We start from the raw sequence: 25,303 nt of genomic DNA on the forward strand, positions 1-25,303 counted from the left end.
CTTGTAATAATAGCTAGGGGGTCAAACCCCTAGCAAATAGGTTCACACTTTCATGCATGAAAGGCTCTAGCTCGATGTTCGGATAATTCTTCCCGGCATTTAGATCATTCATGAAGGCGCCATATTGAGACATCATGAACGTAAAGGCCTGCATTCTCGGATTGGTTCGAATCATCTTGCCTCGCTCGCCCATCGTGACAAAATAAGTCGTTAGAAACTCGAGCAGCTGCAGCGGGTGCTGCTGCGTCCGTTCTTTGAATCCGGGCAATCTGGACTCATCCTTCGTGCTGATCTCGATAAGCTTCCGATTGCGGTTCATGATCGTATGGTACGTCTTGCTGATCGTAAGCAGGTCTTCCTCCAGCTCCCACACCAGCTTCTCTTCGAAAAGCTTCCGCATCTCTTCGGCGTAATGATACCGGTCGAAGGCCGACTCCAGGAGATTCTGCTTGCTCTGAAAATGGCGGAACAACGTCTTCTCGCTTAGGCCAGCGGCCGTGGCGATCTCCTGCGTCGTTACACCGTTATAGCCCTTCTCGGAGATCAGGTTGATCGCAGCCAATAAGAGTCTGTCGCTGCTCCCCAGCTTGCTGTTATTCATATGCCCCGTACCTTTCAAAAAGCAAATGTCAGTGACTACTGACATCAGCGTATACCAGTCACATCCACCTGTCAAGGGGCATCACGGAAACGTACAAGTCCTGCATATAAATCAAAAAAAGAACCGGCAACGTCTGCCGATTCTTCACTCATATATATTGCACGTTAACGAATAACGTGATATGATTACAAAACGATTGCCTTATTTCTAAATGAAACGGATTTATTGCATCTTAACTACAATATAATTGTAGCATGTGGAATCGTTGTTTGTCAAACGTTATTTTCTTCATTCTACTTAAGCAAGGAGCGTGGTCGTGAACATGGTAAACGAGAACGATTGGCAGCAAGAGCAGGAGCGGCTGGATCTGGTTACGGAGAAGCTGCGATCGGCAATCGCCGAATTGGAGCCGGAGGTGACAGGCCTTCGGAACCAGGTAGCTGACATTCGCAAGCGGTTCTGGGAAGAAGTTACGATCAACACGAGCACGTATGAGGATTTCGAAGACAGCTTCTACAGTATTAAGCAGCAAGAAGCAATATTGACGGAGCGGGAGCGCAGCCATCGGCAACGGCTGCTGCGCTTTAAGAGCATGAAGCGACTGCTGCCGACGCCTTATTTCGGCCGGATTGATTTTCATGAGGATGGTCTAAGTTCCAGCGAGTCTATCTATATCGGTGTTGCATCCTTCGTTGATGCAGACGGTATCGACTTCCTGGTGTATGACTGGCGAACACCTATTGCAAGTATGTATTATGACCATTCGCCGGGGGTGGCTGCCTACGAAACGCCGGGCGGCACCGTCTCGGGGACGATGACGCTGAAGCGGCAATACCAGATCCAAGGCGGGCAGCTGCGCAATGTGTTCGATACGAGCATAACGATCGGCGACGAGTTGCTTCAGCAGGTGCTTGGCAAGAGCGCCGATAACCAAATGAAAAGCATCGTAGCAACCATCCAAAGGGAGCAGAATGCCATCATCCGCAACGTAAAGAGCCGAATGCTCATCGTGCAAGGGGCAGCCGGCAGCGGAAAGACGTCTGCGGCACTGCAGAGGGTAGCCTACTTATTATATAAATACCGCAATAGGCTCAAGGCGGATCAAATTGTCCTCTTCTCGCCTAATCCGATGTTCAACAGCTATGTATCGACGGTTCTTCCGGAGCTCGGGGAAGAGAATATGCAGCAGACGACGTTCCAGGAATATCTCGATCATTGGTTAGGGACTGCGTTCAATCTAGAGAGCCCATTCGAGCAGATGGAGTATGTACTAAGTTGGGAAGGTACTGAGGGCTATGAAGCGCGGCTTAGCGGAATCCGATATAAGACATCCGAAGCATTCCTGACTGCACTCCAAAGCTATGGGCAGTGGTTGTGCAAGGAAGGCATGTTATTCCGCGGCATTAGCCTTCGAGATCGGGAGCTGATCACTACGGAGCAAATCGAATTGCAGTTCTACAGCTACGACAGTTCGATTCGACTGGCTAATCGCGTTGCTCTGCTGCAGGAATGGCTGATGGGTGAGCTGCGGTCACTTGAACGTAAAGAGCAGGACGCGAACTGGGTCCAGGATGAATTGGACTATCTCGACAACGACCAATATGCCGAGGCTTACAGCATGCTGCGCAAGAAGTACGGGCAAGAAACGGTCGTTCTGCCCTTCGACGAACAATACAGGGAGATGCTGGAGGCAATGCAGGCGGATGAAGACGATGATTCGGACTTTCGAATGCAGGATGAAGAAGAGGAACTGCTGCGCCGGATGATCGTGAAGGAGTCCTTCAAACCGCTCAGACGGGACGTGAAGAGGCTAGTATTCATAGATGTRGTAGGGCTTTATAATCAGTTGTTCCGTGATGCTGCCGCTTATCAGGAGATGACAAGCGGGATTGAAGTGCCTGCGCATTGGCCGGAAATCTGCAAGCAAACGAAGGAGAAACTGGAACGGAACGAACTGTTTTACGAGGATGCGACTCCGTTCTTGTATCTGAAAGAGCTCGTAGAGGGTACTCGCATGAATATGGAGGTTCGGCATCTATTTATCGACGAAGGTCAGGACTATTCGTCCTTCCAATTCTCGTTCCTCAAGCAGCTGTTTCCTAGGGCCAGTATGACGGTGCTGGGCGATTTCGGTCAGGCGATCTTCCCCCAAGCGACGAATCTGCACGAGTCGGATTCGCCATTGATTCGGCTTTACGGCGAAGAGGACACGAGCTTGATCCGTCTTATTCGGAGCTATCGTTCAACCCGCGAGATTGTAATGTTCACGAAGGCGCTGCTGCCTGGCGAAGAGATTGTGCCTTTCGAGCGGAGCGGTGCGAAGCCGTACCTCTTAAGGACTGGCGATGATGCAAGGAGGGCGGCGCGAATCAATGAAGATCTTGCGGCACTGCAAGCTGAAGGCTTCGACTCCATCGCTATCATTACGAAGACTGCAGCGGAAAGCCGTGAAGCTTATGAAGCATTGAAGGCACAGGGCGGTGGGGAGCTGCGGCTTATTACGAAAGAGACTCTTACCTTTGAGAAAGGCGTAATGGTTATTCCTGCGTATCTAGCCAAAGGTGTCGAGTTCGACGCGGTGCTGATCTACGATGCCTCTTCCGAGTCGTACCAACGGGAGAGCCAGCGGAAGCTCTTCTATACGGCATGTACACGAGCGATGCATCGTCTTCTGCTTTACACGACAGGAGATTGGACACCGTACATCGCATCATTGAATCCGTCTCTGTATGAGATGGAATAATAAATGAAGTAAGGAGTCTATTTGTAAGGCATTCCTCGAAGGAAGCCCACAAATAGGCTTTTTTCTTGATAGCAACTGCAGGTTGCGGAGGGCGGCAACGAAAGGTAGCTTTACTTTTGGGATCGGATTTTACAATAATGGGGTACAGATTGCGGGAAGGTGATAGCTGATATGATATTTGGCGATAAGTTGAAGATCGAGAGAAAAAACAAAGGCTGGTCGCAAGAGGAATTGGYCGAGAAGCTGTTCGTCAGTCGGCAGTCCGTGTCCAAGTGGGAGAACAATCAAAATTATCCGAGCATTGAAATCATTATTAAAGTAAGCGATCTATTCGGAGTGACCATTGACGAGCTATTAAGGAGCGATGAGGAGTTGACGAAAAAAGTGATTCATGACGGGAAGCAATTAGCATATCCAAGGCTGAAATTTATGTTTGATGTTTTATTTCTGATTGGCGTCGTTCTGTTGATTATTAAGCTGGCGGTTGTCATACTGAATAAATTGGCGGGCTTCGATATGGTGTTGTACGGCGGGTGGTTTATTTGGAACTTTGGGCCGTTGATCTTGATGATCGGTGCGGGGATTGGTTCCGGCGTATTGAAAGAAAAATATAAAGAGGGTTAGCGCATATGACGATTGAGAAACAACAACGATATCGCTTCAGTGAAGCTCCTATATGGGAGATACAGCGGAGCTATTATGAGCAAAAAGGAATAAGGGCATGGAATAATGACCAGGTGCCTCAATATATAACGAGTAATCCGATGATTGCTGCCGCTTATGCGGAAATGATATTTGGCTTTCTTCAAGACCGGGCTGCTAAGAAATATCGTTCAGAGCCTGTACTTATTGTGGAGCTTGGAGCGGGGGCGGGACGTCTTGCTTACCATGTGCTGCATGAGCTATGTCAATTAAGGGACTACGCAGGCATTTCATTGCCCTCGTTCCGTTATATTATGACGGATTTGGCGATGCACAACGTGATGGCTTGGAAGGAGCATCCTGCTCTGCAAGCTTTTATTGCCGAAGGGCTGCTCGACTTTGCTCGTTTCGATGCGGTTCACGATACCGAATTAAACCTCGTGATGTCCGGCACAACCGTTAGTGAGGGCGATCTGCAGCAACCGATAGTTATCGTTGCCAACTACTTCTTTGACAGTATTCCGCAAGAGCTGCTTTATGTCGGTGACGGCCAGATTTATGAGGCAGATGTGTTTGTTGAATATCCAGAGGATAGAGAGTCTCTTACGCCGACACAGCTATTGGATCAAATAGAGCTGCATTATGAGCATAGACGTACACCGGAGTACGAAGCAGAGGATTATCCATACCGCGATGTGATTAGGGTGTATCAGGAGCAGCTAGAGGACTCGCATATTTTGTTCCCTGAGGTTGGAATCACTTGTTTGGAAAGAATGAATTTGCTTTCCCGTGAGGGCTTTCTGTTGCTGACGGCGGACAAAGGCGATCACTTGCTTGATAACTGGAAGTTCGCAGATCCGCCTGAGTTGGTCGTACATGGAAGCTTCTCGCTTACAGCCAACTACCATGCGATAAATCATGTATTCGAACAACAGGGTGCTGCCGTTTTGTTTCCCTCGCATCATTATAAAAACATAAATGTGGGCTGCCTGATACACACCGATGAGCCGACGGGATATGGCAATACAAGATTAGCTTATCGACGGTCGATCGAACGTTTTGGCCCGGACGAATTTTTCAGCCTGAAGGAATGGGTAGATCTTCATCTAGGAAGCATGGGTTTCCAGCAGCTGTTAAGCTTTTGGCGCTTGGGCGGCTATGATGCGGAATTTTTCATTCAGAGTAAAAAGCAGCTCTCCCGTCTGTTGCCGGATGCGAACGATGAAGAAATGCAGGATATATGGAGAGGCATACAGCTCATGTGGTCATCGTATTATGACATCGAGCATCGCAACGATCTGGCGCTCAATGCCGGAATGGTGCTGTTCGAGATGGAAATGTACGAAGATGCCATGTTTTTCTTGGAGGTATCGGTCCATGAAGACCAGGCTGAACGCATTTCAACCTTATATTATTATTTGGCTATTTGTTGTTTGGAGCTTGAGATGGATGAAGAGGCTTCGCGTTACACGAGGGAATTGTTAAAGCTGGAACCTGATCATGATGAGGGTTTGGCGTTGTTGAACCGGTTGAAGTAGGAGGAGGGAGTCGGGCATGGAGCGTATATTGTTCGAGTACATGACCAAGTTTACAACGCTTAGCGACGAAGAACAGCGGGAAATCGCCCAACAAATCCCCATCGAGTCATACAAAAAAGGAACCGTTCTCCTTGCGCAGGGAGACGTTCCTTCCAAATGTTATTTCGTGTTGAAAGGCTGCATCAGGCAATATTCCGTTAATGAGTTTGGGAAAGAGGTTACGTCTAATTTTTATACCGAAGAGCAAGCGATCTCGGTCTTCAATCACCATAAGCAGGATAAGTCTTCGGATTACACGTTTACATGCCTTGAAGATTCGGTATTAGTTGTTGGCATACTTGAACATGAAAGGGACATGTACAGCCGATACAACCAATTGGAATCGATGACCCGCATCATGGTAGAGCAGTTTTTTGGCCTTGTACAGGAGGAATTCGCTTCGTTTGTCGCTTCTACGCCCGAAGAAAGGTTTAAAGCTCTATTGCGAAACCGCCCCCAGCTGATCGATCGCGTGCCCCAGCATCAATTAGCGAGTTATCTCGGAATGACTCCGGAGTCATTAAGCCGAATTAAGAAGCGGGTTTCCATCCTCTGAACAGCAGCCATATCCCAAAACCCAATTCTCCGGCTGTCATGGGAGCGATAAATACATAATTAAGGATCGATATCATTTGATCGTATTGTGGTAGAAGCGCGGTGCCTAAGTGAATGGTTATATAGCCGAAGGAAGCAAGCAGCATGAGGACACCGAGGATCTTAGGTATATGGTTTGATTTCAGAGCCAGATAACCGACAATCATGAGATGTCCGCCGAAAATAACTAAGCCGATCGACCACATCGTTTCGAAGGCTTCCAGTGAAAGCATCACATATGCTTGGAGATGATCCGTCTTTAGTGCGGATAAATAGTAAGGATTATAAGCGAGCAGCATGACAAAAATGAGATTGAGCAGGGCAACGCCCAATATAGCCGTATAAATAAGACGGAAGCAGGCGCCTAGCAAGGAAATGTTCTTGTTGATCGGTTTAAGCAGAACGTAGAAAGCCCAGGCGACTACGATATCGCAAATCAGGATCAGGAGCCAGCCCAGGATCTCGGCTTTGAACAGGAGCTCCGACGATAGGAGATTATCCCATGTAGCGGCGGGGTCCCCCTGTACGACCAGACTTCCATGAGCATAGCCATAACAAAAAAACGCCGCGATGGCCATAATGATTAGCGTTATGCCGGCAGCTAGAGCGGATGGTCGATGACCGGAGTTTTCGGCTTGAATATGAATCATTTAAACAACCTCCCTATTATCCAATATGGTTTCATCATACTTGGAGGATCATAGGGAGGCATTGACTTAAATCAAGACGGACAACAAAAAATCATTTCTATCGGTATTGCCGCATCAAACGAATATACTCTCTGGCGATCTTGAGGTCCTCCAGCGCTTCCTTCGATTCGCAAGGGGCCGGGCGCTCGCCGCGTACGGCAGCGATCGAAGCAGACGAGCAAGCTTTCATGCCACTCGATCGAGGTGTGGTAAGGGGCCATCTCCAGCGCAACGGTGATGCCGCTGTCGCTTTCCCCGTTTATTGCAGTTTGCCGTATTCAACGCTTTGCTTCCATTCCTGCGTGCTCCATCGCGGGGTCGGAACGTTTGTGATAGCCGACCATATGGAGAGTTGCTCTTTCCTCCGCGATCCTCACTAATTGCTCGCCGGCCTCGACGGCCCGCTTGGCCCTCTTCCGATGAGATCCTAGCTTATTACACAAGTATACGGACTCAGCTTCTCCACCATGAATTTCCACTTAAGTTACTGCAAAAATCCAACATAGCAGTCTGGCTAACGGCTAGCTGCATACGTACAAAAGGGCTACCACTAAGCGATCTCCCTCTCAACAGAATGTGGGAGATCGTTTTTTGACCCGCCACCAAAGGACGGCATAAGCTAATTCGCCTTGTCTTGTTGCATGTTTTTATGTCGTAGTTTGTCATTTTGTAGTCATCGGGAAGCAATATACTTGTCTACATCATGGGTACAAAACAAATTTTTTTAATTTTTATTAATTGGGAGTGGAGAAAAGACATGGTAATAAGAGATGGGAAAAGCAATTCAAGCATTAAGCGAATGATGTCACAATGGATGGCAGTTGTCATGGTATTGACCACAGTTTTGACGGTCTTTCCTGGAGCAAGTCACGCAATGGCTGGAGCTGATTCTATTACATCGGCAACAGCAGCAGTAAGCGGCGACAACACTACTGTAACCGTTACGTTTAATACGTATGCGACTCCAACGGTTTCTTTGGTCGATCTAATATCGAACATTGAAATTGAACGTTCGGGTTCCGATACAGCTGTTAGTCTTTTAACGGACGATGCTGACAATGAAATCAGTATAATAGAGGATGAGGAAGAGGAAGTCAGCCGATTAGTTATTACGCTCGATACGGCGCTCGAGGGTGCCTCCAATGCCGTTACGGTTAAGGCGGGCTCCGTTATGAATAGAGACAGCGTCAGCTCGGTTGCTGACATAACCGTCAACAATATCACGGCACACGATATTACTCCGCCAGCTTTTGTGGGCGCCGAATCGTCCGATGGCGATGATGTGTATTTGAAATTTGATGAGAGTTTTACGATTAATGTGCCTAACGGGGGCAATGCCGATACTTTCTTAGCAAGCCGCATTAGTATTTCGTCTGAGGGGGGAGCGTTCGTACCCTTTACTTCGCAAGCTGGCCAGGCCTACCAAGAAGATGCAGCTCAAATTTACTTGTCCTATGATAACGATGTGAGCATCATTGCAGGCCCGAATACGGTTATCAAAATCGCAGCCGGCACTTTAATAGATGAAGCAGGCAACCTGAATGCGGAAATGAATGTACAGGTTAGTCCTCCTGTCATCGAAAGCGCCGAAATTAGCAGCGACAATCGTGATGTAACGATTACTTTCAATAAGAATGTGTTTGACCATACAAATAACTACTTAAAGAACTATATTTACTTAGCAAGAAACACCAATTCAAACAGCGAGGGCTTAGCAGAAGGCGATACCGTATCGATTGTTGCCAACCAACTGCATATTCACTTTGCAACGGCTTTGTACGGGGATTCCAATCAAATCATTATACAGGGCAATACGCTTAAGGACGCTTACGGGAATGTTCAGAATAGCTCCCGAGCATCGGCTTTGATTCAAGCCCATGAGCTGGAAGACGATCAAACGCCGCCTAAGCTTGTGAATTATTTATTTACCAATTCCTTGCATGATTTAGCTTTGATCTTTGACGAAGAGGTAACGATCAATGAAGAAGACATCGCGTATTTCAAACAAAGTGTAAGGCTGTATCTAAATTACTACGGATATTATCACGGGCTTCCTGCGGATGCGACGGTGACCATCTCCGGTTCTGTCGTAAACATTCACTTCCCAACTTTACCAGCCGGCAGTGTCAGTGTTTTTTACTTCTATGGAATGAACGTCATGAGTGATAGGGCTGGAAATATGTATAATGGTCAGATTGAGACTCAATGGGTTAACGTGGACGACTATATACATCCTTATATTAATTCAGGATATTTCTCGAAAGACGGCCGTTTCTTAAGTATTGATATCAGCACGCGCTCGGGCGAATTAGTCGATCTTACTCTTGATGCACAGGGCTCGCACTTGAAAGATCGTATTACCCTATCAATGGATAACGGATTAACCTTCTCGCCCTTAGAAGCAGATGATGTTGTAACGATGGCAGAGGATAAAATAATGATTATTTTTGCCGAGCGGAAAACAGGCGGCTCGATAAGAGTCAAGATCGCTGCGAATACAGTAAGGGATGTTCATGGATATGGAGACGCCAATATTGAATTAAATGAAGCGATTGCTTATAACACKCCTGATATGACAGGCTATTTCCTTAGCAACGCAGCAAGCGAATTCGTATTCGAGGACAATTCCGATTGGAGATCCAATGTAGGCTCGGTCATGATTTATGATAATAATTACGACACATATAGACAGTTAAACAGCTCGGAATATGTTTTATCTGAGGGTAAGTTCATAGTTAAGCAAGGTGTTTTCCAAGAGGGCAGCTATTATTATATTCGAATTAATGCGGCGGGCTATAGCGAAAAAGAGCTCAGCGGAAACAGCTATCGATCGTCCGAACTATTCTATATTACGGCTCCGGTAGTAACCGCAACAAACGGCATTACGGCTACATTAAATTTGCTTAGCAATGCCTATAATGACGACACCATCGGCAATCAAACGATTATCTTCGAATTGTTCGACGGACAAACGCCGGTTAGCATCGTAGCAGCAGATTTGAAAATCGGCACAGGCACGTATTCCGCCAATTTCAACGTGAGCGATGCGGCTACAAATTCAGATTACACGGTCAAAGCTTATGTAGTCAGCCATTATAACAACGATCCTGCTTATGTCGGATTAAATCTAGCTACGGTGAAGACGCAAAGCGAATTTGAACTGGCTCTAATCCAAGCGGCCGAAAACAACTATCCTAACTAATTGGAAAAGGAGGAACCAACAAGTGAAATTCCGCAAGCTAAGTATCCTACTAGCTCTTATGCTTTGTTTATCTCTAGTTCCTGTTGCAGCTTATGCGAGCAGTTCTGAGATCGAGTTAAATCCGATTGCAGCAGTTGAGCAGGGCGACTCCGTTGTTATTTCCGGCACAACTACGCTGACTGAAGTCATTGTTAAAGTGCTGCGTCCTAGCAACAGCGTTTTGTTTTACGATATCGTACAAACAAGCGGCGGACAATTTTCCGTTTCGTTTACTCTTGCCGACAGCGAGGCTAAAGGAACGTATAAGGTCGTTGCCGGACAGGCGGACCAAGTCGACACGGTGGACTTTGTTGTTAAGTCGGCTAGTACAGGTGGTGGCGGTGATCCGATAGGAACGATTACGCCTCCTGAAACAGCACCTGATACGAGCCGTCCTGTAACGCCGGGTGAAACGAATGCCAATCCGGTTGTCGTTGATACCAGCAACAATGTTGTCGATCCTTCAAAGGATGCGAATGGTCGAGTAACAAACATTGTTAAGCAAGACGATGCTGCTCTTGCTGCTGCCCTCGCCGAAGCGGCGCGTCAGGATAACCATGGTGATACTCCGATTGTTTATATTGCTTACAGCAATAAACCAGGAGAGGGCGTTGAGTTCAATCTATCGGCAGCAATCCTGGCTGCTGCTGCACAAGGCGCGCCGGACACGATTGTTTCCTTGCAAACGATGGACGGGGAGTATTCTTTGCCTCTAAGTATTATCGATTTTGCTGCACTTGCGCAAAGTTTGGGCACTACACTGGATAAGATCAGTATCCAAGTGAATATTTCGACAGTTGCGGCGGATATCAATGCCCAGATTAAAGAAAAGGCGCTTGATTTGGACGCTTCCCAGCTTGGAGTGGCTATTCAATTCACGATCACCGTTGCAGGTAATGGAAAATCAATCGAGTTGAACCAATTCGGATCTGTCTATGTCGATAGAAACATCGTATTGGACAGCACGGCGGATAATGCTCATGCAACCGTTGTTCTGTACGATCCGGTGACAGGTCAATTTTCCTTCGTACCGGCTACGTTCGAAAAGCAGAAAGACGGCACGACAAAGATTACGTTTAAACGGAACGGCAACAGTATATATACCGCCCTTTCCCTAACGAGAACATTTAATGATACCAGCACCCATTGGGCTAACAAGGATATTGAACTGCTGGCTTCCAAGCTGATCGTTAAGGGCGTTTCGGATAACCAGTTTGCTCCGAACAAACCAATTACGAGAGCGGAATTCACAGCATTATTAGTCCGTTCCTTAGGCTTGTCGGTGGAAACGCCTTCCACTAATTTCAAGGATGTAAGCACGGACGATTGGTTCGCTGGCGCCATCGGCGCAGCTGTGAAAGCTAAGCTGGTTGAAGGCTATAACGATAACAGCTTCAAGCCAAACGATACGATTACTCGTGAACAAATGGCCGTTATGGTGGCAAGAGCTATAACAGCAGCAGGCAAAACGGTTCATGTCGAAGAGCAGCACAATCAATCTTTGGCTGTATTCACTGATTATGAAGACATAAGCAGCTGGGCGCAGAAGTCTGTAGCGCAATCCATTGAAGCGAAGATCATTACAGGTCGGACAGACGGGTCGTTTGCTCCTTCGGCAAATGCTACTCGTGCTGAAGCGGTTGTCATGCTGAAGCGGTTATTGCAATATGCAGCCTTTATAAACTAAACGGCAGAAAGTTCGTTGAAAGGGAGTGCTAGCCTTTGGTTGGCACTCTTTTTTGTAGATTAAATTCTATATTCTGTTAACATTAGTTGCATAGCGAAACATCACATATTTTGTCGGGAGCTGGCATCGGTGCAATATAACTTGTATTTATCAGCTCTACTCATCGCAGCTACCTGCTGTACATTAATTATTTCCTACCTATCCTGGAATAAGAGAGAACTTCCCATTGCAAGAAGCTATGGACTGGGTATGCTGGTCAGCGCGTTTTATTCGTTGGGATATGCCTTTGAGATCATTAGCATCAATTTGGAGCATATTCGTTTCTGGCTTCGTCTGGAATACATCGGAATTTCTTTCTCTACTGTATTTTGGGGAATAATGGTGCTGCAATATACGGGCCGGCAAGCATGGGTGAGCAGAAAAGTTGTTGCATGGCTGATGGTCAGTCCTATTATTACCTATATCGCTCATTTGACGAACGAGTGGCATCATTTTTTCTATACGAGTATGACGATCGATGAATGGAGAGGCATGCCGCTCGCCGTCTTGGCAAAGGGACCGCTGTACTATATTCATGTTGTATATGCCTATTCCCTATTTGTAATAGGCATGGTTATGTTGATCCAAATGTTCATGAAAGCTACGCCCCGTATGAAAAAACAAATCGCCTTTATGATTATTGGTTCGTGGGGGCCCTACGGATTCACTTTGGTTTACTTAAGCGGGTTGATTGATATGCCTATCGATCTATCACCCTTTGGATTTGTATTGTCAGGTGTATTCTATATGTGGGGTATTTATCAATTCAACATGCTGAGACTAGCTCCTCTGGCATCGCAAAAGGTATTCGAATCGATGCAGGATGCAGTTATCATAATGGATATGGACAATATTCTAACAAGCTATAATCAGTCGGCGGAACGTATAATTGGTGGATTGAACAAATTGTTAATCGGCCAGCCTGCTGACCAAATATTAGCCCAATACCCCGTGTTGTTAGCCAAAACGATTCAAAAGCCTTCCTTAGAAAGCAGAGTGCGCCTTGTAGATTCGGAGGCCGTCGCTTTTTATAATGTCCATCTATTTTATTTCAATAATAAAAATCAAAAGCCGGTCGGCAAAGCGCTTCTATTAAGCGATGTGACGGAAATGGTGCGCTCCGAGGAGAAAGTGCTGGAGAATGCAAGAAAGCTGAGTGAGCTGAATACGTTCAAGGATAAAATGTTCAATGTGGTCGCGCATGATATCCGCGATCCTCTCGCCGTACTCATCAACTTGATGGAATTAATGGAGGAAGAAATCCATGCACGGGGAGAAAGCCCGGATGAAATCGTGTTGGAAATGAAACAACAAATCGAGAACACGTTTATTTTAGTGGAGAGCTTGCTGGATTGGTTTCGCAGTCAACAAAAGGGTTTTGTTTTTCACCCCATGGAAAGGGATTTAGGTCATGTGGTGCAGCAAAACTTGCGTTTACTGCATGTTCGCAGCGAAGGAAAGCGCATCCAAATCGTATCTGATATACCAGACCGCTCGTACGTGTATGCCGATAAGGAAATGCTTGATTTAATTATTCGAAACCTGCTGTCCAATGCGATTAAATTTACAGATCTCGGCGGTAGAATTACGTTGAAAGCAAGCGTGAAGGGCAATCAAATGATCGTAGCTATAAGCGATACGGGAGAAGGGATATCCCCTGATCAAGCCCGAACGTTACTTAACGAAACGTATCCGAGCTCATCTGTGGGGACAGCCGGAGAGCGGGGTGTAGGTCTAGGGCTGGCCATGTGCAGGGAGTTCGTCCGATTAAACGGCGGGGAAATATGGTTCGACAGCGCTCCTGAGCAGGGAAGCACGTTTTATTTCTCTATTCCAGCTTCCCGGGAATCATTACCAGCGCGAGCCTTGAGCATTGGAGGAGAAGCCCTATGAAAGTTATTGTGATCGACGATGAGAAGGCGATGCACTTAATTCTGAAGCGAATGCTGGGTAAAATGGAAGGCATTGAAATAGCGGGTTTCTTTCTGGAGACGGGAACCGCATTTACATATATGAAGAACCATGAGGTAGACATCGTCTTTCTAGATATCAGCATGCCAAGGGAAAGCGGATTAGAGTTTGCCGAGAGGCTGCGGGAGAGCGGCAAACAAACGAAGCTCGTATTTATAACCTCCCACAAGGATTATGCGCTGCACGCTTTCGACGTATATGCCTTTGATTATATTGTGAAGCCCGTTGTTCAGGAAAGGCTTCAAAAAACCGTTCAAAGGGCTCTGGCAGAGAGTCATTCTGAGCGCGTGCTCCATGCGGATTCGAAGCAGATATCCGAGACCGTTTTATTTAATTGCTTGGGCGGAATCGATATTCGAAGCGAGCAGGGTAACAGGGTCAAATGGAAATCAAGTAAAAGCGCAGAGCTATTCGGTTATTTGCTTATGCACAGAGGCAGGCTTGTATCCAGGGCGAGACTGATCGACGATATATTCAGCGGCATGGAGCAGAAAAACGCGGAAATATACTTAAATACAACGGTATATAAGCTGCGCAAAGTGCTGGATCAGTACGGGTTAAAGGAAAGCCTGCATTCGGATATTAGCCATTACGGACTTAATCTTAGCCGTGTGCGTGTCGATTTTCATATCTTTGAAGAGGATATTAGGAAGATGGCTATCGTCAATGAAGTGAATATCGATCAGGCTTTGCAGCTCGAACAGTCATATACGGGAGAGCTTTTCGGAGAGTATGCTTTTAATTGGGCATTGAACGAAGTGGAGCGAGTATCATTGATGTATCATTCCTTCTGTCGACGATTATGTCAGGCCCTCTATGATAACGGAGATATGGATACAGCCGTTCGGCTCCTTCTGAAGCTCAAGGGGCGCAATCCGATAGATGAAGAAACGATTATGCAGCTTATGAAGGCGTTGGCCATGCAGAAACACAAAGAAGCGCTAACGTTGCATTACCTGCAATTCGTTGAAAGGCTGCAGCAAGAAATAGGTGTAGCACCGTCCAGAGAGGTTACGGTGCTGTACGAGCAGTTGTTGGACAATATGGATTTGTAAGAGATGGGGTCACCGCGAGGTGGCCTTTTTGGTTGTACATCCAACCTTCTTGCAACGTACACACGATGTACACAGCAGTCCTCTATATTTACACTTAGAAGAACACGCGGAGGTGAGTCAGTCAAATAAGGATCGGTTTAATAGATAGGGTATAAGAATTGCTGTCCAGGCTTACATTATGGAACAAAGATAGCGTGTAGATACGGAGCGTACTGCCATGAATCGGAAGATACTATTAGTCGAAGACGATATGCTTATGCGTGAATTTATAACGGACTATTTCAAAAAAGAACAGTGGCAGGTGTACGAGGCGGAGAACGGGAGAGTCGGGCTGGAATTATTCGAACGGACTTCCGTCGACCTTGTCGTCCTAGACATTATGATGCCGGAAATGGACGGCTGGTCGTTATGCAGGCGCATTCGAGAGAAATCCGATGTTCCGATCATCATTATTACGGCACGGTCGGAAGACGATGATCAAATGATGGGTTTTGAGCTTGGAGCAGACGAATATGTAACGAAGCCTTTGAGTCCGAGAGTGCTGGTTGCTCGGGCAACCGCGTTAATGAAGCGGAAGGAGGGAACGATGGGGCAGCAAGGCAATGTGCTCGCCTATGGCGACCTGCTCATCAATCGAATGGCTCATACGGTAACCGTAGCGGGAGCGGCGATTCCATTGTCGCCGAAGGAGTATGAATTGCTGCTCTTCCTCACCAAGCATTATGGAAAGGTATTGTCCCGAGAATATATTTTGGATGCGGTATGGGGTTACGATTATTATGGCGACTTGCGCACGGTAGATACGCATGTTAAGAAGCTTAGGGCCAAGCTCGGAGATGAAGGTCGATACATTCGTACCGTCATTCGTGTTGGCTACAAGTTCGAGCTGGAAGCATGAGAAAGCATAGTGTCGTTCGTAAGCTGTTCGTTGTCACGTCCGTTCATATCTTACTTGTTTTTTCCTTAGTCATGCTTGCGGAAGGCTTGTTTTTCGAACGGTTCTACCGCGCATCCAAGGTGGATGCCCTTGAGCGGAATATGAATCAATTCGCCGAACGGTACCGTCAATCTGAAGAGAATGAACGTCTCGTCTCGCCGCTGCTCGGCACATTCATGAATGAGAACGATGCGAGCACGGCGGTCTTGAATAGCCGGTTCGAACGTTTAACGTTGAATCCTTATTATGTGAAGCTGGAGACGGGGAGCAAGCTCGTTACGATCCTTATTCCGACAGCAGGGATGACGATGGATGCAATCCCGCAAGGGCTTCAGCCCGGGGATGAGCTGGCGGTAGACGGAATCTTCATGGATGAGAAGGATACCGTACTGCATCCGGTCGTTATAAGTCCGAATAGCTCCGAGCCTGAAGTCGGTATGGTACGCGTGACAGGGAAAATTACCGATGTGCTGCTGCCCGAGAAACGCTCGTACAACCCTCTTTATCAAGATACGATAATTGACGATGCGCTTAGCGATTGGGTGCCGGAAGTAGACTCTTATCTTACTCGTCTCCAAAGCGGCTCAGTCATACAGATGAATTGGAGGGATGACTGGAGCGGAGTTGAGTATGCCGTGCTCATCCGAGCATTGCCGGATGACAGCCATGGAGCGCGTTACTTTATTGCGATGACCTCCCTCCAGCCTGTCGGGGAAGCGGTCGGGATATTGAAGCAATACGTCTTCTATATCGCGCCGATCATCGTCGTGCTCGTCATTCTTCTGTCCATGGTCTATTCGAAAATCGTCTCGCGTCCGCTCGTGCAGCTAAGCCACACGGCAGAGCGCCTCGCACGGCTGGACTTTACCGAGCAGCCCTCGATTCATTCGAAGGATGAGTTCGGCGAGCTATCGCGCAATATGACTTTATTATCTCGAAATCTGGACAGCGCCTTGCAAGAGCTTACGCTTGCCAATGTGCAGATGCAGCAGGATATGAGAGAGAAGGAAAGGTCCGAGGAGCTTCGCAAAGAGCTGATCGCGAACATATCCCATGAGCTCAAGACTCCGCTTGGTATCGTCAAAGGGTTTGCGGAAGGGCTGCAGGACGAGGTGGCAAGCGACAAGAGAGACCGATATCTAGCCTTAATCGTGAATGAGACGGATCGGATGAATGCGCTCATAATGGATATGCTGGAGCTTTCCAAATTCGAGGTGAAGGCTGTCCAGTTGCAGCCTAGACGACTATTGCTGACGACTCTCATTCGGAAGGCGGCCGATTCGTTCGACCAGCAGTTGGAGAGCAGGCAGCTAGCCATTCGATTCATCGTGGATGAAGAGAAACCAATGTTCGTTATGGCGGACGCTAGAAGGATGGAGCAGGTCGTATTAAACTTACTGAGCAATGCCATCCGTCATGCGACGCAGAATAGTACCATTACAATCAGTGTTAGACGAACATCCGGAGGTAAAGTATCGACAACGATTGAAAATTTAGGGTCGCCCATTGCCGAGGAAGATTTGAGCCGAATATGGGATCAATTCTACCGGGCCGAGCGTTCCCGGGATCGCAAATCCGGCGGGACGGGTCTTGGACTTGCCATTGTGAAGCATATTCTAGAGCTGCACGGGAGCGAGTATGGTGCGACGAACACGATATCAGGCGTTGCCTTTTCTTTTAACTTAAACGAAAGCAGGGAAAATCCCAATGAAAGCTAAAAAATATATGTTACTCGTATTCACTATGCTGGTGCTTCTTCTAGCCAGTGCATGCGGCACGAAAACGGGCGCCGAAGCGCCTGCGGACGCGGCGACGTCGAAGCCGGAGGCTTCCAGTCCGGCGAATACCGATAAACCAGCCGACGACGATAAGGCAGACGCAGATAACGAAATTTTGATCATCATTGATCAGACCCCGAAGCCAATCGAAGGGAATAGCTTTGATTTTACAGTGAAGCAGCTTCCTGAAGGATATGCTCTAGCAGAAATGCAGTGGGTTTCCGGGTCTAACAAAATCATTAATTCCATCCAGGATGCAATTGCCCATGGAGGCAACGGAGAAGACGGATTTTATATTAGCGGAGACGGACAATTCATGGGTTTCTTCTATCCGGATACGATGAAGGATGAGAAGGGCGAGGTTATCTTCATCTTCAGAAATGAAGCGGGCAAGGAGCTGACTTGGAAGAAAGAGATCACGTTGAACTGATATCATAGCTTCATAACGCAACTAAGGCACCCGGCTGACGGGTGCCTTTCGCTGTATTCATTATTGCTTTCGATTCATAGCTTGGTATCTTCGAATCGTTCGATACATGCTGAGATCCTTCAAGTAGCGGAAGCCGCCTACCATCGGTGTGCAGTTGGCTTCAATCATCCATACGCGGCCGTTCACATCGACTGCGAGATCGTAGCCCCAGATCGTCTGCGCTTTGAAGGTACGAGAGAATACTTTGGACGCTTTGAGCGACAAATAATCGAGGTCGGCCATCGTTTTCCCGATGTTTTTGATATGCGCTTGCTGGAGCGCTCTTCGAACCGTTTCGACATTCGCCCCTTGCTGGAGGTTCGTGACGATTGAGCCTTTCTTGCCGATCTTGGCATACTTGCCGGTAATGATCCATTTGGATTCGCCTTTCTCGCGCTGTACGATGTAGCGAAAATCGATCAGCTTGCCTTCGACGCTAGCGAGCGCGATGCAATATTGGATAATGAGCGTCCGCTTCCCCTTTAATCTAGTGATTAAGGCGATCAGTGCGTCGCGTCCGGCGGCTTTTTCATTAACCCCCGATGTCTGTACATGGTAAACCCCGTCACTTACTGTCGACACTTTAATGATGCCGACGCCGCCGGAGCCGACAACCGGCTTCAAAATAATATCCGGATAAAGATTCAGCAATTTCCATAGATTAGCGGACGAGTATCTGTATGATTTAGGAAGAAATCCGACCAACGCTGGACTGTTCATTAATAGCTGATGCTTATACCACTTATTCCTTCGCAATTCGCTTGCTATCATAACCACACCCTCGCTCCATAGTCTATTTACTATACGAGAGAGCGATCGCGCATGACTGGTCGTTCGCCCGATTGTTAGAAAATAGATTGTAACCTACGGTTCATTTCTGCTAGATCGAATAAACTAGCTTCTGAGTAATGTGAATCGAAGGGAATGGTAGAATTGGAGCCGCTTCTTACGCTTGAACAAGTTTTCGGCCGTGGATATGTCATGAATGGCAGAGGCTCGTATCATAACAGCCAGTGGCTTCCTGGCGAGCTTGGCCAGGACTCATCCTCCGGCAGCTTGCTGACGATAGCCGGAGACATACCGATGTTGTGTCATACGGATGTGGGGAGAGATTGCTGTCTCGACGTGCTCCAAGCCGCCGGCCACCAAGTCGGGGCCAAACTGCTTACTTACACGAATGCTGACAGCTACTATGCATTATTGAATGAATTGCAGCAAGACGGCAAAAACGTCATATTCAATTACGCGCATCTGCCGAATGAATTCGAGGCGGAACAATATTGGATAGAGAGGGAGCTGCTATTATTTCTCAACAATAAGCGGAATTTGTCTGAGCTCGTACCAGGGCGACATGTTCCAAACCGCGTTCTATTATCGATAGAACAATTTTTGAACAAGGACCGAGATGCTTTTGATTATCCCTATGTAGTCAAAGCAGCTACCGATCAGCCTAACGGCGGGGGAATCGAGGTTGTTATTTGTTATTCACCTGCGAATTTAGAGYAGGCTAAGGAGCTTTTCGCCTCCTGTTCTTACGTTGTTATGGAGCAGTATCTCGATATCCGTAAAAATTTCTGCATTCAGTTCGCACAAACGGTTGAGGGGGAACTGGTGTATTTGGGCTCGGCCGAGCAGATTATAAATAAACAGGGGAAATATTCGGGGAACTGGATGGATATGCATGACCAGCCGCCTGCCGAAGCGATCGATCTATGCAAGCAGGTTATGCGCAAAGCGGCAGCACAGGGTTACTACGGATTCGCGGGTATTGATACGGTTATTACGGAGGATAATGACATTTATATCATCGATCTGAACTTCCGGCAGAACGGGTCGACGGTGGCGCTTCTCTTTCAGAATAGTGTCGCAGTGGAGTGGGGGGCGACGGTGATGAAAGCGAGGAAATGGAAGTCGAATCTGAGCTTCGATGAATTCGAACTGCATGCTCGATCGTTGATAGCGGATAAACGGCTGCTGCCGCTATGTATCTACAACCCGGCGATGCAGACTGCGGATAAGCCGATCTTCTTATCAGGCGCAGTCGTTGGCAAGTCCAAGGCGGATGTGTTGGAAACGGAACGGCATATGCTAACGCTGGGATTCGAATAAGGCTGCATGAAGCAGCCCCCGACTTGTTATCAAGGCGGGGGCTGTATTATATTTATATGCCTTTATTGTGGGATTGAATTTGCTGGGTTACCCGCGCTCCTAGTTCTGCCGAAGCTTGGTGGAGGTATCCTAAGACGATATTTTGCGTTTCGTGCGAGATGCCGGCGAGGTCAGCTGAAAGGTTGCTTACCAGGTGGTCTTGCTGTACCGAATCCAAAGCGCGATAATATTGGCCAGCTTGCGTGAAGTTATCCGGTTTGGGTATTTCGGAACGCGTAAGACGCCCTTGGACATATTCGCCGTTACCGCTGGTCACAAGGGAAGCGGGAGTCCAGTGTTGTTGATGATTGATCGGAACTTTGCGGTAATCAGGTCCCATTCTATAGCGCTGCGAGTCCCCGTAAATATTGGCGCGGCCTTGCAGCATCTTATCATTCGATAACTCGGCGCCTTCCAGCAGATTAGAAGGGGAGAAGGCAATTTTTTCAACTTGTTCCATATAGTTATCGGGATTACGGTTCAATACGAGACGGCCAACCGGGAGCAAAGGATATTGCTGCTCGTCCCAGATCTTCGTATCATCGAGCGGATCATAAGGGAGTGCAGCTTCATCCTGAGGGTTCATAAGCTGTACATAAAGTCCGTATTCAACGGTTTTTCCCGCTGCAAGCGTGTCATACAGATCTTTGCCCGCGTAATCGGGATTGTCGCAAGCGAGCTTAGCAGCCTCATGACGATCGATATATTGGACGCCTGCCAACGGAATCCAGTGATATTTTACGTAGGAGTGCACGCCTTGATCATTTCGCCATACGTACGTATTTACACTGTGGCCCGGGATGTGGCGGAGACTTTTGACCGTTCCTCTATCCGAGTATAGCCATACGAGAAAGTTGGTCGCCTCTGGCGCTATGGCTATGAAACTCCAAAATCGCTCGGGATCCATCAGATTGTTAACGGGCGATGGCAAGAAGGCTTTGATGGACTCGGGAAAGCGTATCGCGTCACGTACTAGAAAAACGGGAATATGATTGCAAAGCAAATCGAAAACGCCATGCTCGGTATAAAACTTCGTGGAAAATCCGCGCACATTGCGAGAAGTGTCCGGTGTACCTTTGTTGCTTACGGCAAGGGAAAACCGTACCGTAACGGGAACCTGCTGTCCAGGCTGCTGCAAAAAGCAAAGCTTCGTATACGGAGCCATGGAATGAACGGTTTGAAAGTATCCGAAAGCGCCATAACCTTTGACGTGGACCGGTCTTTCCGTAATTTTCGTATGTACAAAAGTTTCGAGTGTTTCGTGCAAAATATGATCTTGTTCCAACACAGGTCCTCGGTCTCCGACCGTCTGCGAGTGAAAGGGGGCTGGTATATCGCCCGCCCGTGGAGAAGATTTATGATTGTCTTCCATGATCCGAACCTCCCGAAAAAATTTCAATCCCCTGATCCTTGCTATCCTATTCTCGGATGGCATCTATTAGTACAAGATAAGGGGAATGAAATTAGAGTTGTTCGAAATATCGTATAAACCAACTTTACGGATCGTTCAAATCAAGGGTTTTGATCGAAAAATCGTACAAAATCATCGGCTGCGTGGATGGATTAGCTACTTTTGTATGATAAATCGTATAAGCTTTGACAGTTCACCTCTTGTTTAACTGGCTTTATGTGAAAAATCATACAAAATTRAGATCTGGAGTAACGTTAATCCTGCTTAGACAGTTTATCTTGCGCAAGCCGAATCATTTCCCGAACCATTGAGCCGCCGATTTTGCCTCCGATATGCCCTGCATCTTCGGTTGATAATTCACCGTTGTAGCCTGGCTGGAGCGGGATGCCGAGCTCCTTGGCAACCTCGAATTTCACATCGTCTGGTCGATTCGAATTAACGGCGTAGCCTTCGCGCTTCATAACATCGGCTTTGAACGCTTGCATGGCTTGCTCCGCACCGGGTACTGTATATCTTCTTCTAGCCATTATGGACACTTCCTTTCATTTTGCTTGTAGTGTGCCCTTATGATCGGAAGTTGATTAAAGCTTCTGCAATTGATCGACAATGGCGTGAGGCTCAAGCCGCTGCATGAAATCCGGATTCGCATAAGCGAAGCGGATGAGGCCGGTTGTATCGATGATGAATGTCGAAGGAATGGGGAGAATCCAGCGGTCGGTTGCATTATAATCGGTGAGATTCACTTTGAGTGTATTTGCCATCTTATGCTGCAGGGCAGAAGGAACATCGAATAATACGCCATAACGGTCGGCTGCTACGCCGTCCGTGTCGCTGAGGACGTGGAAACGAAGGTCCTCTTTCTGCTGCTGCGACAGCGTATTGTCAGGGCTTTGCGGACTTAAGGCAATTAATTGAGCGCCCAGTGCCTCTATATCGGGCAGAATGCTCTGATAAGCTCGAAGCTGCAGATTGCAGAAAGGGCACCAGCCTCCGCGGTAAAAGGTTAATACGGCGGGACCTCGTTCAAGCTGTTCATACAGGTTTACAGCAGCACCTTGCGCATTGTTAAGCGTAAAATCTTGCGCTTGCTGCCCTTCCTGTAAGCCGTAAACCGCTTCTGATTGCTTCTGCTCGACCATTAGGCGATAGATTTCATCCTGAACGTCTGCAGGCACTTTAACTGTAAACTGTTTTTTAGCTTCGTCCAGCATCTCGCTAAGTAACATAGGTTATTCTCCTCCTGTACATTCATTTTTGGGAAAAGATACCGATCGGWATTTTTACATTAGCATAGCAGCTTCCTGCCACGCAAGCATAATTTCCTTTGGTATAATGAAGCTAATTAGGATTCGCAAGCGCAAAGGGGATTGGACATGCTTAAGGGAGAAAACACCCGCAAACATATTATTGCGAAGTCCGCCGAGCTGTTTAACCAAAAGGGTTATGCAGGTTCTTCCTTGTCGGATATTACAGAGCTGACGGGCATCAAGAAAGGAGGTATTTACCGCTACTTCACCGGCAAGGACGAAATCGCCATAGAGGCTTACCAATATGCGGGAAGTATCGTGAGCCGCACCATCAATGAGGCGCTTGATGAACAATCTACGGCGATGGGCAAGCTGCTCGTGTATCTAAGGGTGTATGCGAACGTAGTGGAAGATCCGCCATTTGTAGGCGGATGCCCGTTGCTTAACCTAGCTACGGAGAGCGATGACAGCCATCCGGTCTTGCGTGCGAGGGCGCGTCAGGGGATGGACAACACGTTGGATACGATGAAGCGGATCATCGCGGAAGGTGTTGAATCCGGAGAGTTTAAGGCAGAACTGGACATCGAGGCATTAGCAACCTTCACGTTGTCCATAATGGAAGGCGGCATCATGCTCAGCAAGCTGGAGGGCGACAATCGGCATGTCCGCATGAACATCGAAACCTTGTCGGCCTACTTGAAGGGAATGTGCTTACGCAGTCAACCTTCAATGTAAGGTGATTTGCTCCGTTATGAGCTTCATCAGAAGCTTCTTCGAGGCAGATATATATTCATCTTTGCGCAGCTGAAGCAGGCCGACCTGAATGGTCGATTCGTTCATCTCTACTTCAACCCTCACAACATCGGGCGGTAGGAGCGTCGAGTCGAGCACGACCCCAACGGCAGTCGTTTGTCTTATAAAATAAGGGATGGCGGAGATCTGATTGACCGTGCTTAGAGCGGCAGATCTCGCGTAGCGAGATAATTGCTTTGCTATCCGCAGGTGATATAGACAGGTACGACCTCCGATAACGATTGGGTAGCCCAGGAGCTCCTCGAAAGGAATGCTGTTTCGATCGCTTAAGGGATGGCCGCTGTTCACAACAAACGCAATATGCTCATTATAAAGCGGTTCGAAGCGGAACGGAGTCGGGTCCGGCGGCTCGCCGCAGAGCGCGAAATCCAGCTCATCTTGCAGAATGGACTGCGAGAGGGAATCGGTATTTCCTATGACGAAATGACAGGATAGGTTTGGTTTTAAAGCTTGAAATTCGCGCAAAGCATTTGGGAGCACGGAGGTCATCATACTTTCAAGCGCCCCAACCCGCACTTCGCCGATCTCCTCCTCCGACAGCGCCTTTGCTTGTTCAGATACGTAGTTCCAATGGGCAATAAGTCCATCGATCTCATCCGCTAACACTTTCCCCGCATCCGTAAGCTCCATATCCCATCCCCGTTTGAAAAGCTGCAAGCCGAGCTCCTTCTCTAGTCGTTGGATCTGATTCGTTATGGTTGACTGCGCATAATTCAATTTCTCCGCCGCACGAGTGAAATTGCCTTCTTGAAGGATCGTTCTGAAGGCAGTCAGTTCTTTTAAGTCCACTATTCGCACCACCTATATCGATATTATTGAATGAGTTTATCATTTTATTCAATTATACAAATGAAGATGCGAGGATTACAATGGTGACATCATCTTGGGGGAGGGTTATTCATGCCATTCATCAGAGTCAGTTACCGTGAAAAGCAATACGAATCAAAGCAGCTCGAATCGATAAGCAAAACGATTATGAACGCGCTCATTCAGCACTTCCATGTGCCGGTAGACGATTGTTTTCAGGTGTTTCATGYGCATAAAAGCAGTGAATTCGTCTATGACACGAACTATTTGGATATCGAAAGAAGCGACAGATTGCTCTATATCCAGATCACGCTTAAATCCGGAAGAACGATTCAACAGAAAACGAGCTTCTATACGTTACTGGCAGAGCAATTATCGATTGTCGTTGGCATTAGGCAAGAAGATGTATTCGTTGTCCTTGTCGGCACGGAATTCGAAGATTGGTCGTTTGGCAACGGCCAAGCCCAGATGCTTGAGTGCAAAAAAATGGCTGCAACGAACGTCCGCGCATCGTTAGGAGAACTTGCGCCTGCCTTCGTCGACTATTCGGAAAACGTACTTTTCGGAGATTTATGGAAGAGAGAAGGGCTGTCGCTGCGGGACCGCAGTCTCGTTACGTTATCCGCATTAGTTGCTAGCGGACAGACCGAACAACTGCCGTATCACCTTCGATTAGCGATCGATCATGGATTGACCCGCGAGGAGATCATCGAAGCGATCACGCATCTTGCCTATTATGCAGGCTGGCCGCGCGCGGCGTCTGCCCTGGAGACGGCGAAGAATGTGTTCCCTACTCTACCAGTATTTTAGCGATGATTAATAGTAGTATCCTTGGTATAATTCCACGATTGGAA

At 47.6% G+C, this 25,303-nt stretch carries 22 protein-coding genes; 14 read left to right on the top strand and 8 right to left on the bottom strand.

Features of this window, described 5'->3' with window-relative positions:
- Positions 1–13: 13 nt before the first annotated feature.
- A complete protein-coding gene (locus AB4Z33_RS03590; protein ID WP_442048666.1) occupies positions 14–601 on the bottom strand; it encodes a TetR/AcrR family transcriptional regulator in 588 nt (195 codons plus the stop codon).
- 322 nt (positions 602–923) lie between these two features.
- Here AB4Z33_RS03590 and helD point away from each other — a divergent pair, with 322 nt between their 5' ends.
- From helD to AB4Z33_RS03610, 4 genes are all read left to right on the top strand, one after another.
- Complete coding sequence (gene helD / locus AB4Z33_RS03595) at positions 924–3,344, top strand: RNA polymerase recycling motor HelD (RefSeq protein ID WP_442048667.1); 2,421 nt, start codon at positions 924–926, stop codon at positions 3,342–3,344.
- A gap of 171 nt (positions 3,345–3,515) precedes the next feature.
- On the top strand, positions 3,516–3,968 hold the full coding sequence (locus AB4Z33_RS03600; RefSeq protein WP_442048592.1) for a helix-turn-helix domain-containing protein: 453 nt from the start codon (positions 3,516–3,518) through the stop codon (positions 3,966–3,968).
- A gap of 5 nt (positions 3,969–3,973) precedes the next feature.
- On the top strand, positions 3,974–5,524 hold the full coding sequence (locus AB4Z33_RS03605; protein WP_442048593.1) for a tetratricopeptide repeat protein: 1,551 nt from the start codon (positions 3,974–3,976) through the stop codon (positions 5,522–5,524).
- A 16-nt stretch (positions 5,525–5,540) separates the two neighbouring features.
- Positions 5,541–6,119: a Crp/Fnr family transcriptional regulator gene (locus AB4Z33_RS03610; RefSeq protein WP_442048594.1), complete on the top strand. Its 579-nt coding sequence runs from the start codon at positions 5,541–5,543 to the stop codon at positions 6,117–6,119.
- On the opposite strand, the gene AB4Z33_RS03615 is transcribed toward AB4Z33_RS03610, so the two are convergent.
- A complete protein-coding gene (locus AB4Z33_RS03615) occupies positions 6,094–6,807 on the bottom strand; it encodes a DUF4386 domain-containing protein (RefSeq protein WP_442048595.1) in 714 nt (237 codons plus the stop codon). The two genes, AB4Z33_RS03610 and AB4Z33_RS03615, sit on opposite strands and share 26 nt — an antisense overlap.
- Before the next feature lie 97 nt (positions 6,808–6,904).
- Entirely contained in the window at positions 6,905–7,036 is a 132-nt protein-coding gene (locus AB4Z33_RS03620; protein WP_442048596.1) for a hypothetical protein, read from the bottom strand.
- Positions 7,037–7,720: 684 nt separating this feature from the next.
- Between AB4Z33_RS03620 and AB4Z33_RS03625 the strand changes: the two genes are divergently transcribed.
- From AB4Z33_RS03625 to AB4Z33_RS03655, 7 genes are all read left to right on the top strand, one after another.
- Positions 7,721–10,048, top strand: coding sequence for a hemoblobin-interacting domain-containing protein (locus AB4Z33_RS03625; RefSeq protein ID WP_442048597.1), 2,328 nt, complete (start codon positions 7,721–7,723; stop codon positions 10,046–10,048).
- Between the two features lie 22 nt (positions 10,049–10,070).
- On the top strand, positions 10,071–11,774 hold the full coding sequence (locus tag AB4Z33_RS03630; protein WP_442048598.1) for an S-layer homology domain-containing protein: 1,704 nt from the start codon (positions 10,071–10,073) through the stop codon (positions 11,772–11,774).
- A gap of 129 nt (positions 11,775–11,903) precedes the next feature.
- On the top strand, positions 11,904–13,706 hold the full coding sequence (locus tag AB4Z33_RS03635) for a histidine kinase N-terminal 7TM domain-containing protein (protein ID WP_442048599.1): 1,803 nt from the start codon (positions 11,904–11,906) through the stop codon (positions 13,704–13,706).
- Positions 13,703–14,839: a response regulator gene (locus AB4Z33_RS03640; RefSeq protein WP_442048600.1), complete on the top strand. Its 1,137-nt coding sequence runs from the start codon at positions 13,703–13,705 to the stop codon at positions 14,837–14,839. Before AB4Z33_RS03635 ends, AB4Z33_RS03640 begins: the two co-directional genes overlap by 4 nt.
- 217 nt (positions 14,840–15,056) lie before the next feature.
- Entirely contained in the window at positions 15,057–15,737 is a 681-nt protein-coding gene (locus tag AB4Z33_RS03645) for a response regulator transcription factor (RefSeq protein WP_442048601.1), read from the top strand.
- Positions 15,734–17,494, top strand: a complete 1,761-nt coding sequence (locus tag AB4Z33_RS03650) for a sensor histidine kinase (RefSeq protein ID WP_442048602.1) — start codon at positions 15,734–15,736, stop codon at positions 17,492–17,494. The genes AB4Z33_RS03645 and AB4Z33_RS03650 overlap by 4 nt, the downstream gene beginning before the upstream one ends.
- A complete protein-coding gene (locus AB4Z33_RS03655) occupies positions 17,484–17,984 on the top strand; it encodes a hypothetical protein (RefSeq protein WP_442048603.1) in 501 nt (166 codons plus the stop codon). Before AB4Z33_RS03650 ends, AB4Z33_RS03655 begins: the two co-directional genes overlap by 11 nt.
- A 60-nt stretch (positions 17,985–18,044) precedes the next feature.
- Here the strand turns inward: AB4Z33_RS03655 and AB4Z33_RS03660 are convergent, their stop codons facing one another.
- A complete protein-coding gene (locus AB4Z33_RS03660; protein WP_442048604.1) occupies positions 18,045–18,794 on the bottom strand; it encodes a YheC/YheD family protein in 750 nt (249 codons plus the stop codon).
- 153 nt (positions 18,795–18,947) lie between these two features.
- Between AB4Z33_RS03660 and AB4Z33_RS03665 the strand changes: the two genes are divergently transcribed.
- Complete coding sequence (locus tag AB4Z33_RS03665) at positions 18,948–20,132, top strand: ATP-grasp domain-containing protein (RefSeq protein ID WP_442048605.1); 1,185 nt, start codon at positions 18,948–18,950, stop codon at positions 20,130–20,132.
- Between the two features lie 52 nt (positions 20,133–20,184).
- On the opposite strand, the gene AB4Z33_RS03670 is transcribed toward AB4Z33_RS03665, so the two are convergent.
- The 3 genes from AB4Z33_RS03670 to AB4Z33_RS03680 form a co-directional block, all read right to left on the bottom strand.
- On the bottom strand, positions 20,185–21,543 hold the full coding sequence (locus tag AB4Z33_RS03670; protein WP_442048606.1) for a catalase: 1,359 nt from the start codon (positions 21,541–21,543) through the stop codon (positions 20,185–20,187).
- A gap of 293 nt (positions 21,544–21,836) precedes the next feature.
- A complete protein-coding gene (locus AB4Z33_RS03675) occupies positions 21,837–22,109 on the bottom strand; it encodes an alpha/beta-type small acid-soluble spore protein (protein WP_442048607.1) in 273 nt (90 codons plus the stop codon).
- Positions 22,110–22,163: 54 nt separating this feature from the next.
- Positions 22,164–22,808: a peroxiredoxin-like family protein gene (locus AB4Z33_RS03680; RefSeq protein ID WP_442048608.1), complete on the bottom strand. Its 645-nt coding sequence runs from the start codon at positions 22,806–22,808 to the stop codon at positions 22,164–22,166.
- Between the two features lie 147 nt (positions 22,809–22,955).
- On the opposite strand from AB4Z33_RS03680, the gene AB4Z33_RS03685 reads away from it, so the two are divergent.
- Complete coding sequence (locus AB4Z33_RS03685; protein WP_442048609.1) at positions 22,956–23,564, top strand: TetR/AcrR family transcriptional regulator; 609 nt, start codon at positions 22,956–22,958, stop codon at positions 23,562–23,564.
- Here the strand turns inward: AB4Z33_RS03685 and AB4Z33_RS03690 are convergent.
- Entirely contained in the window at positions 23,556–24,431 is an 876-nt protein-coding gene (locus AB4Z33_RS03690; protein WP_442048610.1) for a LysR family transcriptional regulator, read from the bottom strand. The two genes, AB4Z33_RS03685 and AB4Z33_RS03690, sit on opposite strands and share 9 nt — an antisense overlap.
- A 111-nt stretch (positions 24,432–24,542) precedes the next feature.
- Here AB4Z33_RS03690 and AB4Z33_RS03695 point away from each other — a divergent pair, with 111 nt between their 5' ends.
- Positions 24,543–25,259, top strand: coding sequence for a tautomerase family protein (locus AB4Z33_RS03695; RefSeq protein ID WP_442048611.1), 717 nt, complete (start codon positions 24,543–24,545; stop codon positions 25,257–25,259).
- Positions 25,260–25,303: the final 44 nt, after the last annotated feature.

Origin of the sequence: Paenibacillus sp. 2TAB19, assembly GCF_052115185.1 — a bacterium.
Classification (GTDB): domain Bacteria; phylum Bacillota; class Bacilli; order Paenibacillales; family Paenibacillaceae; genus Pristimantibacillus.

What these genes read in the sequence shown, in the direction of transcription:
- AB4Z33_RS03655 (WP_442048603.1), top strand. Translation starts at nt 17,484, where the DNA reads ATGAAAGCTAAAAAATATATGTTACTCGTATTCACTATGCTGGTGCTT.
- AB4Z33_RS03670 (WP_442048606.1), bottom strand. Translation starts at nt 21,543, where the DNA reads ATGGAAGACAATCATAAATCTTCTCCACGGGCGGGCGATATACCAGCC.
- AB4Z33_RS03590 (WP_442048666.1), bottom strand. Translation starts at nt 601, where the DNA reads ATGAATAACAGCAAGCTGGGGAGCAGCGACAGACTCTTATTGGCTGCG.
- AB4Z33_RS03610 (WP_442048594.1), top strand. Translation starts at nt 5,541, where the DNA reads ATGGAGCGTATATTGTTCGAGTACATGACCAAGTTTACAACGCTTAGC.
- AB4Z33_RS03605 (WP_442048593.1), top strand. Translation starts at nt 3,974, where the DNA reads ATGACGATTGAGAAACAACAACGATATCGCTTCAGTGAAGCTCCTATA.
- AB4Z33_RS03675 (WP_442048607.1), bottom strand. Translation starts at nt 22,109, where the DNA reads ATGGCTAGAAGAAGATATACAGTACCCGGTGCGGAGCAAGCCATGCAA.
- AB4Z33_RS03640 (WP_442048600.1), top strand. Translation starts at nt 13,703, where the DNA reads ATGAAAGTTATTGTGATCGACGATGAGAAGGCGATGCACTTAATTCTG.
- AB4Z33_RS03645 (WP_442048601.1), top strand. Translation starts at nt 15,057, where the DNA reads ATGAATCGGAAGATACTATTAGTCGAAGACGATATGCTTATGCGTGAA.
- AB4Z33_RS03660 (WP_442048604.1), bottom strand. Translation starts at nt 18,794, where the DNA reads ATGATAGCAAGCGAATTGCGAAGGAATAAGTGGTATAAGCATCAGCTA.
- AB4Z33_RS03650 (WP_442048602.1), top strand. Translation starts at nt 15,734, where the DNA reads ATGAGAAAGCATAGTGTCGTTCGTAAGCTGTTCGTTGTCACGTCCGTT.
- AB4Z33_RS03615 (WP_442048595.1), bottom strand. Translation starts at nt 6,807, where the DNA reads ATGATTCATATTCAAGCCGAAAACTCCGGTCATCGACCATCCGCTCTA.
- AB4Z33_RS03680 (WP_442048608.1), bottom strand. Translation starts at nt 22,808, where the DNA reads ATGTTACTTAGCGAGATGCTGGACGAAGCTAAAAAACAGTTTACAGTT.
- AB4Z33_RS03685 (WP_442048609.1), top strand. Translation starts at nt 22,956, where the DNA reads ATGCTTAAGGGAGAAAACACCCGCAAACATATTATTGCGAAGTCCGCC.
- AB4Z33_RS03620 (WP_442048596.1), bottom strand. Translation starts at nt 7,036, where the DNA reads ATGAAAGCTTGCTCGTCTGCTTCGATCGCTGCCGTACGCGGCGAGCGC.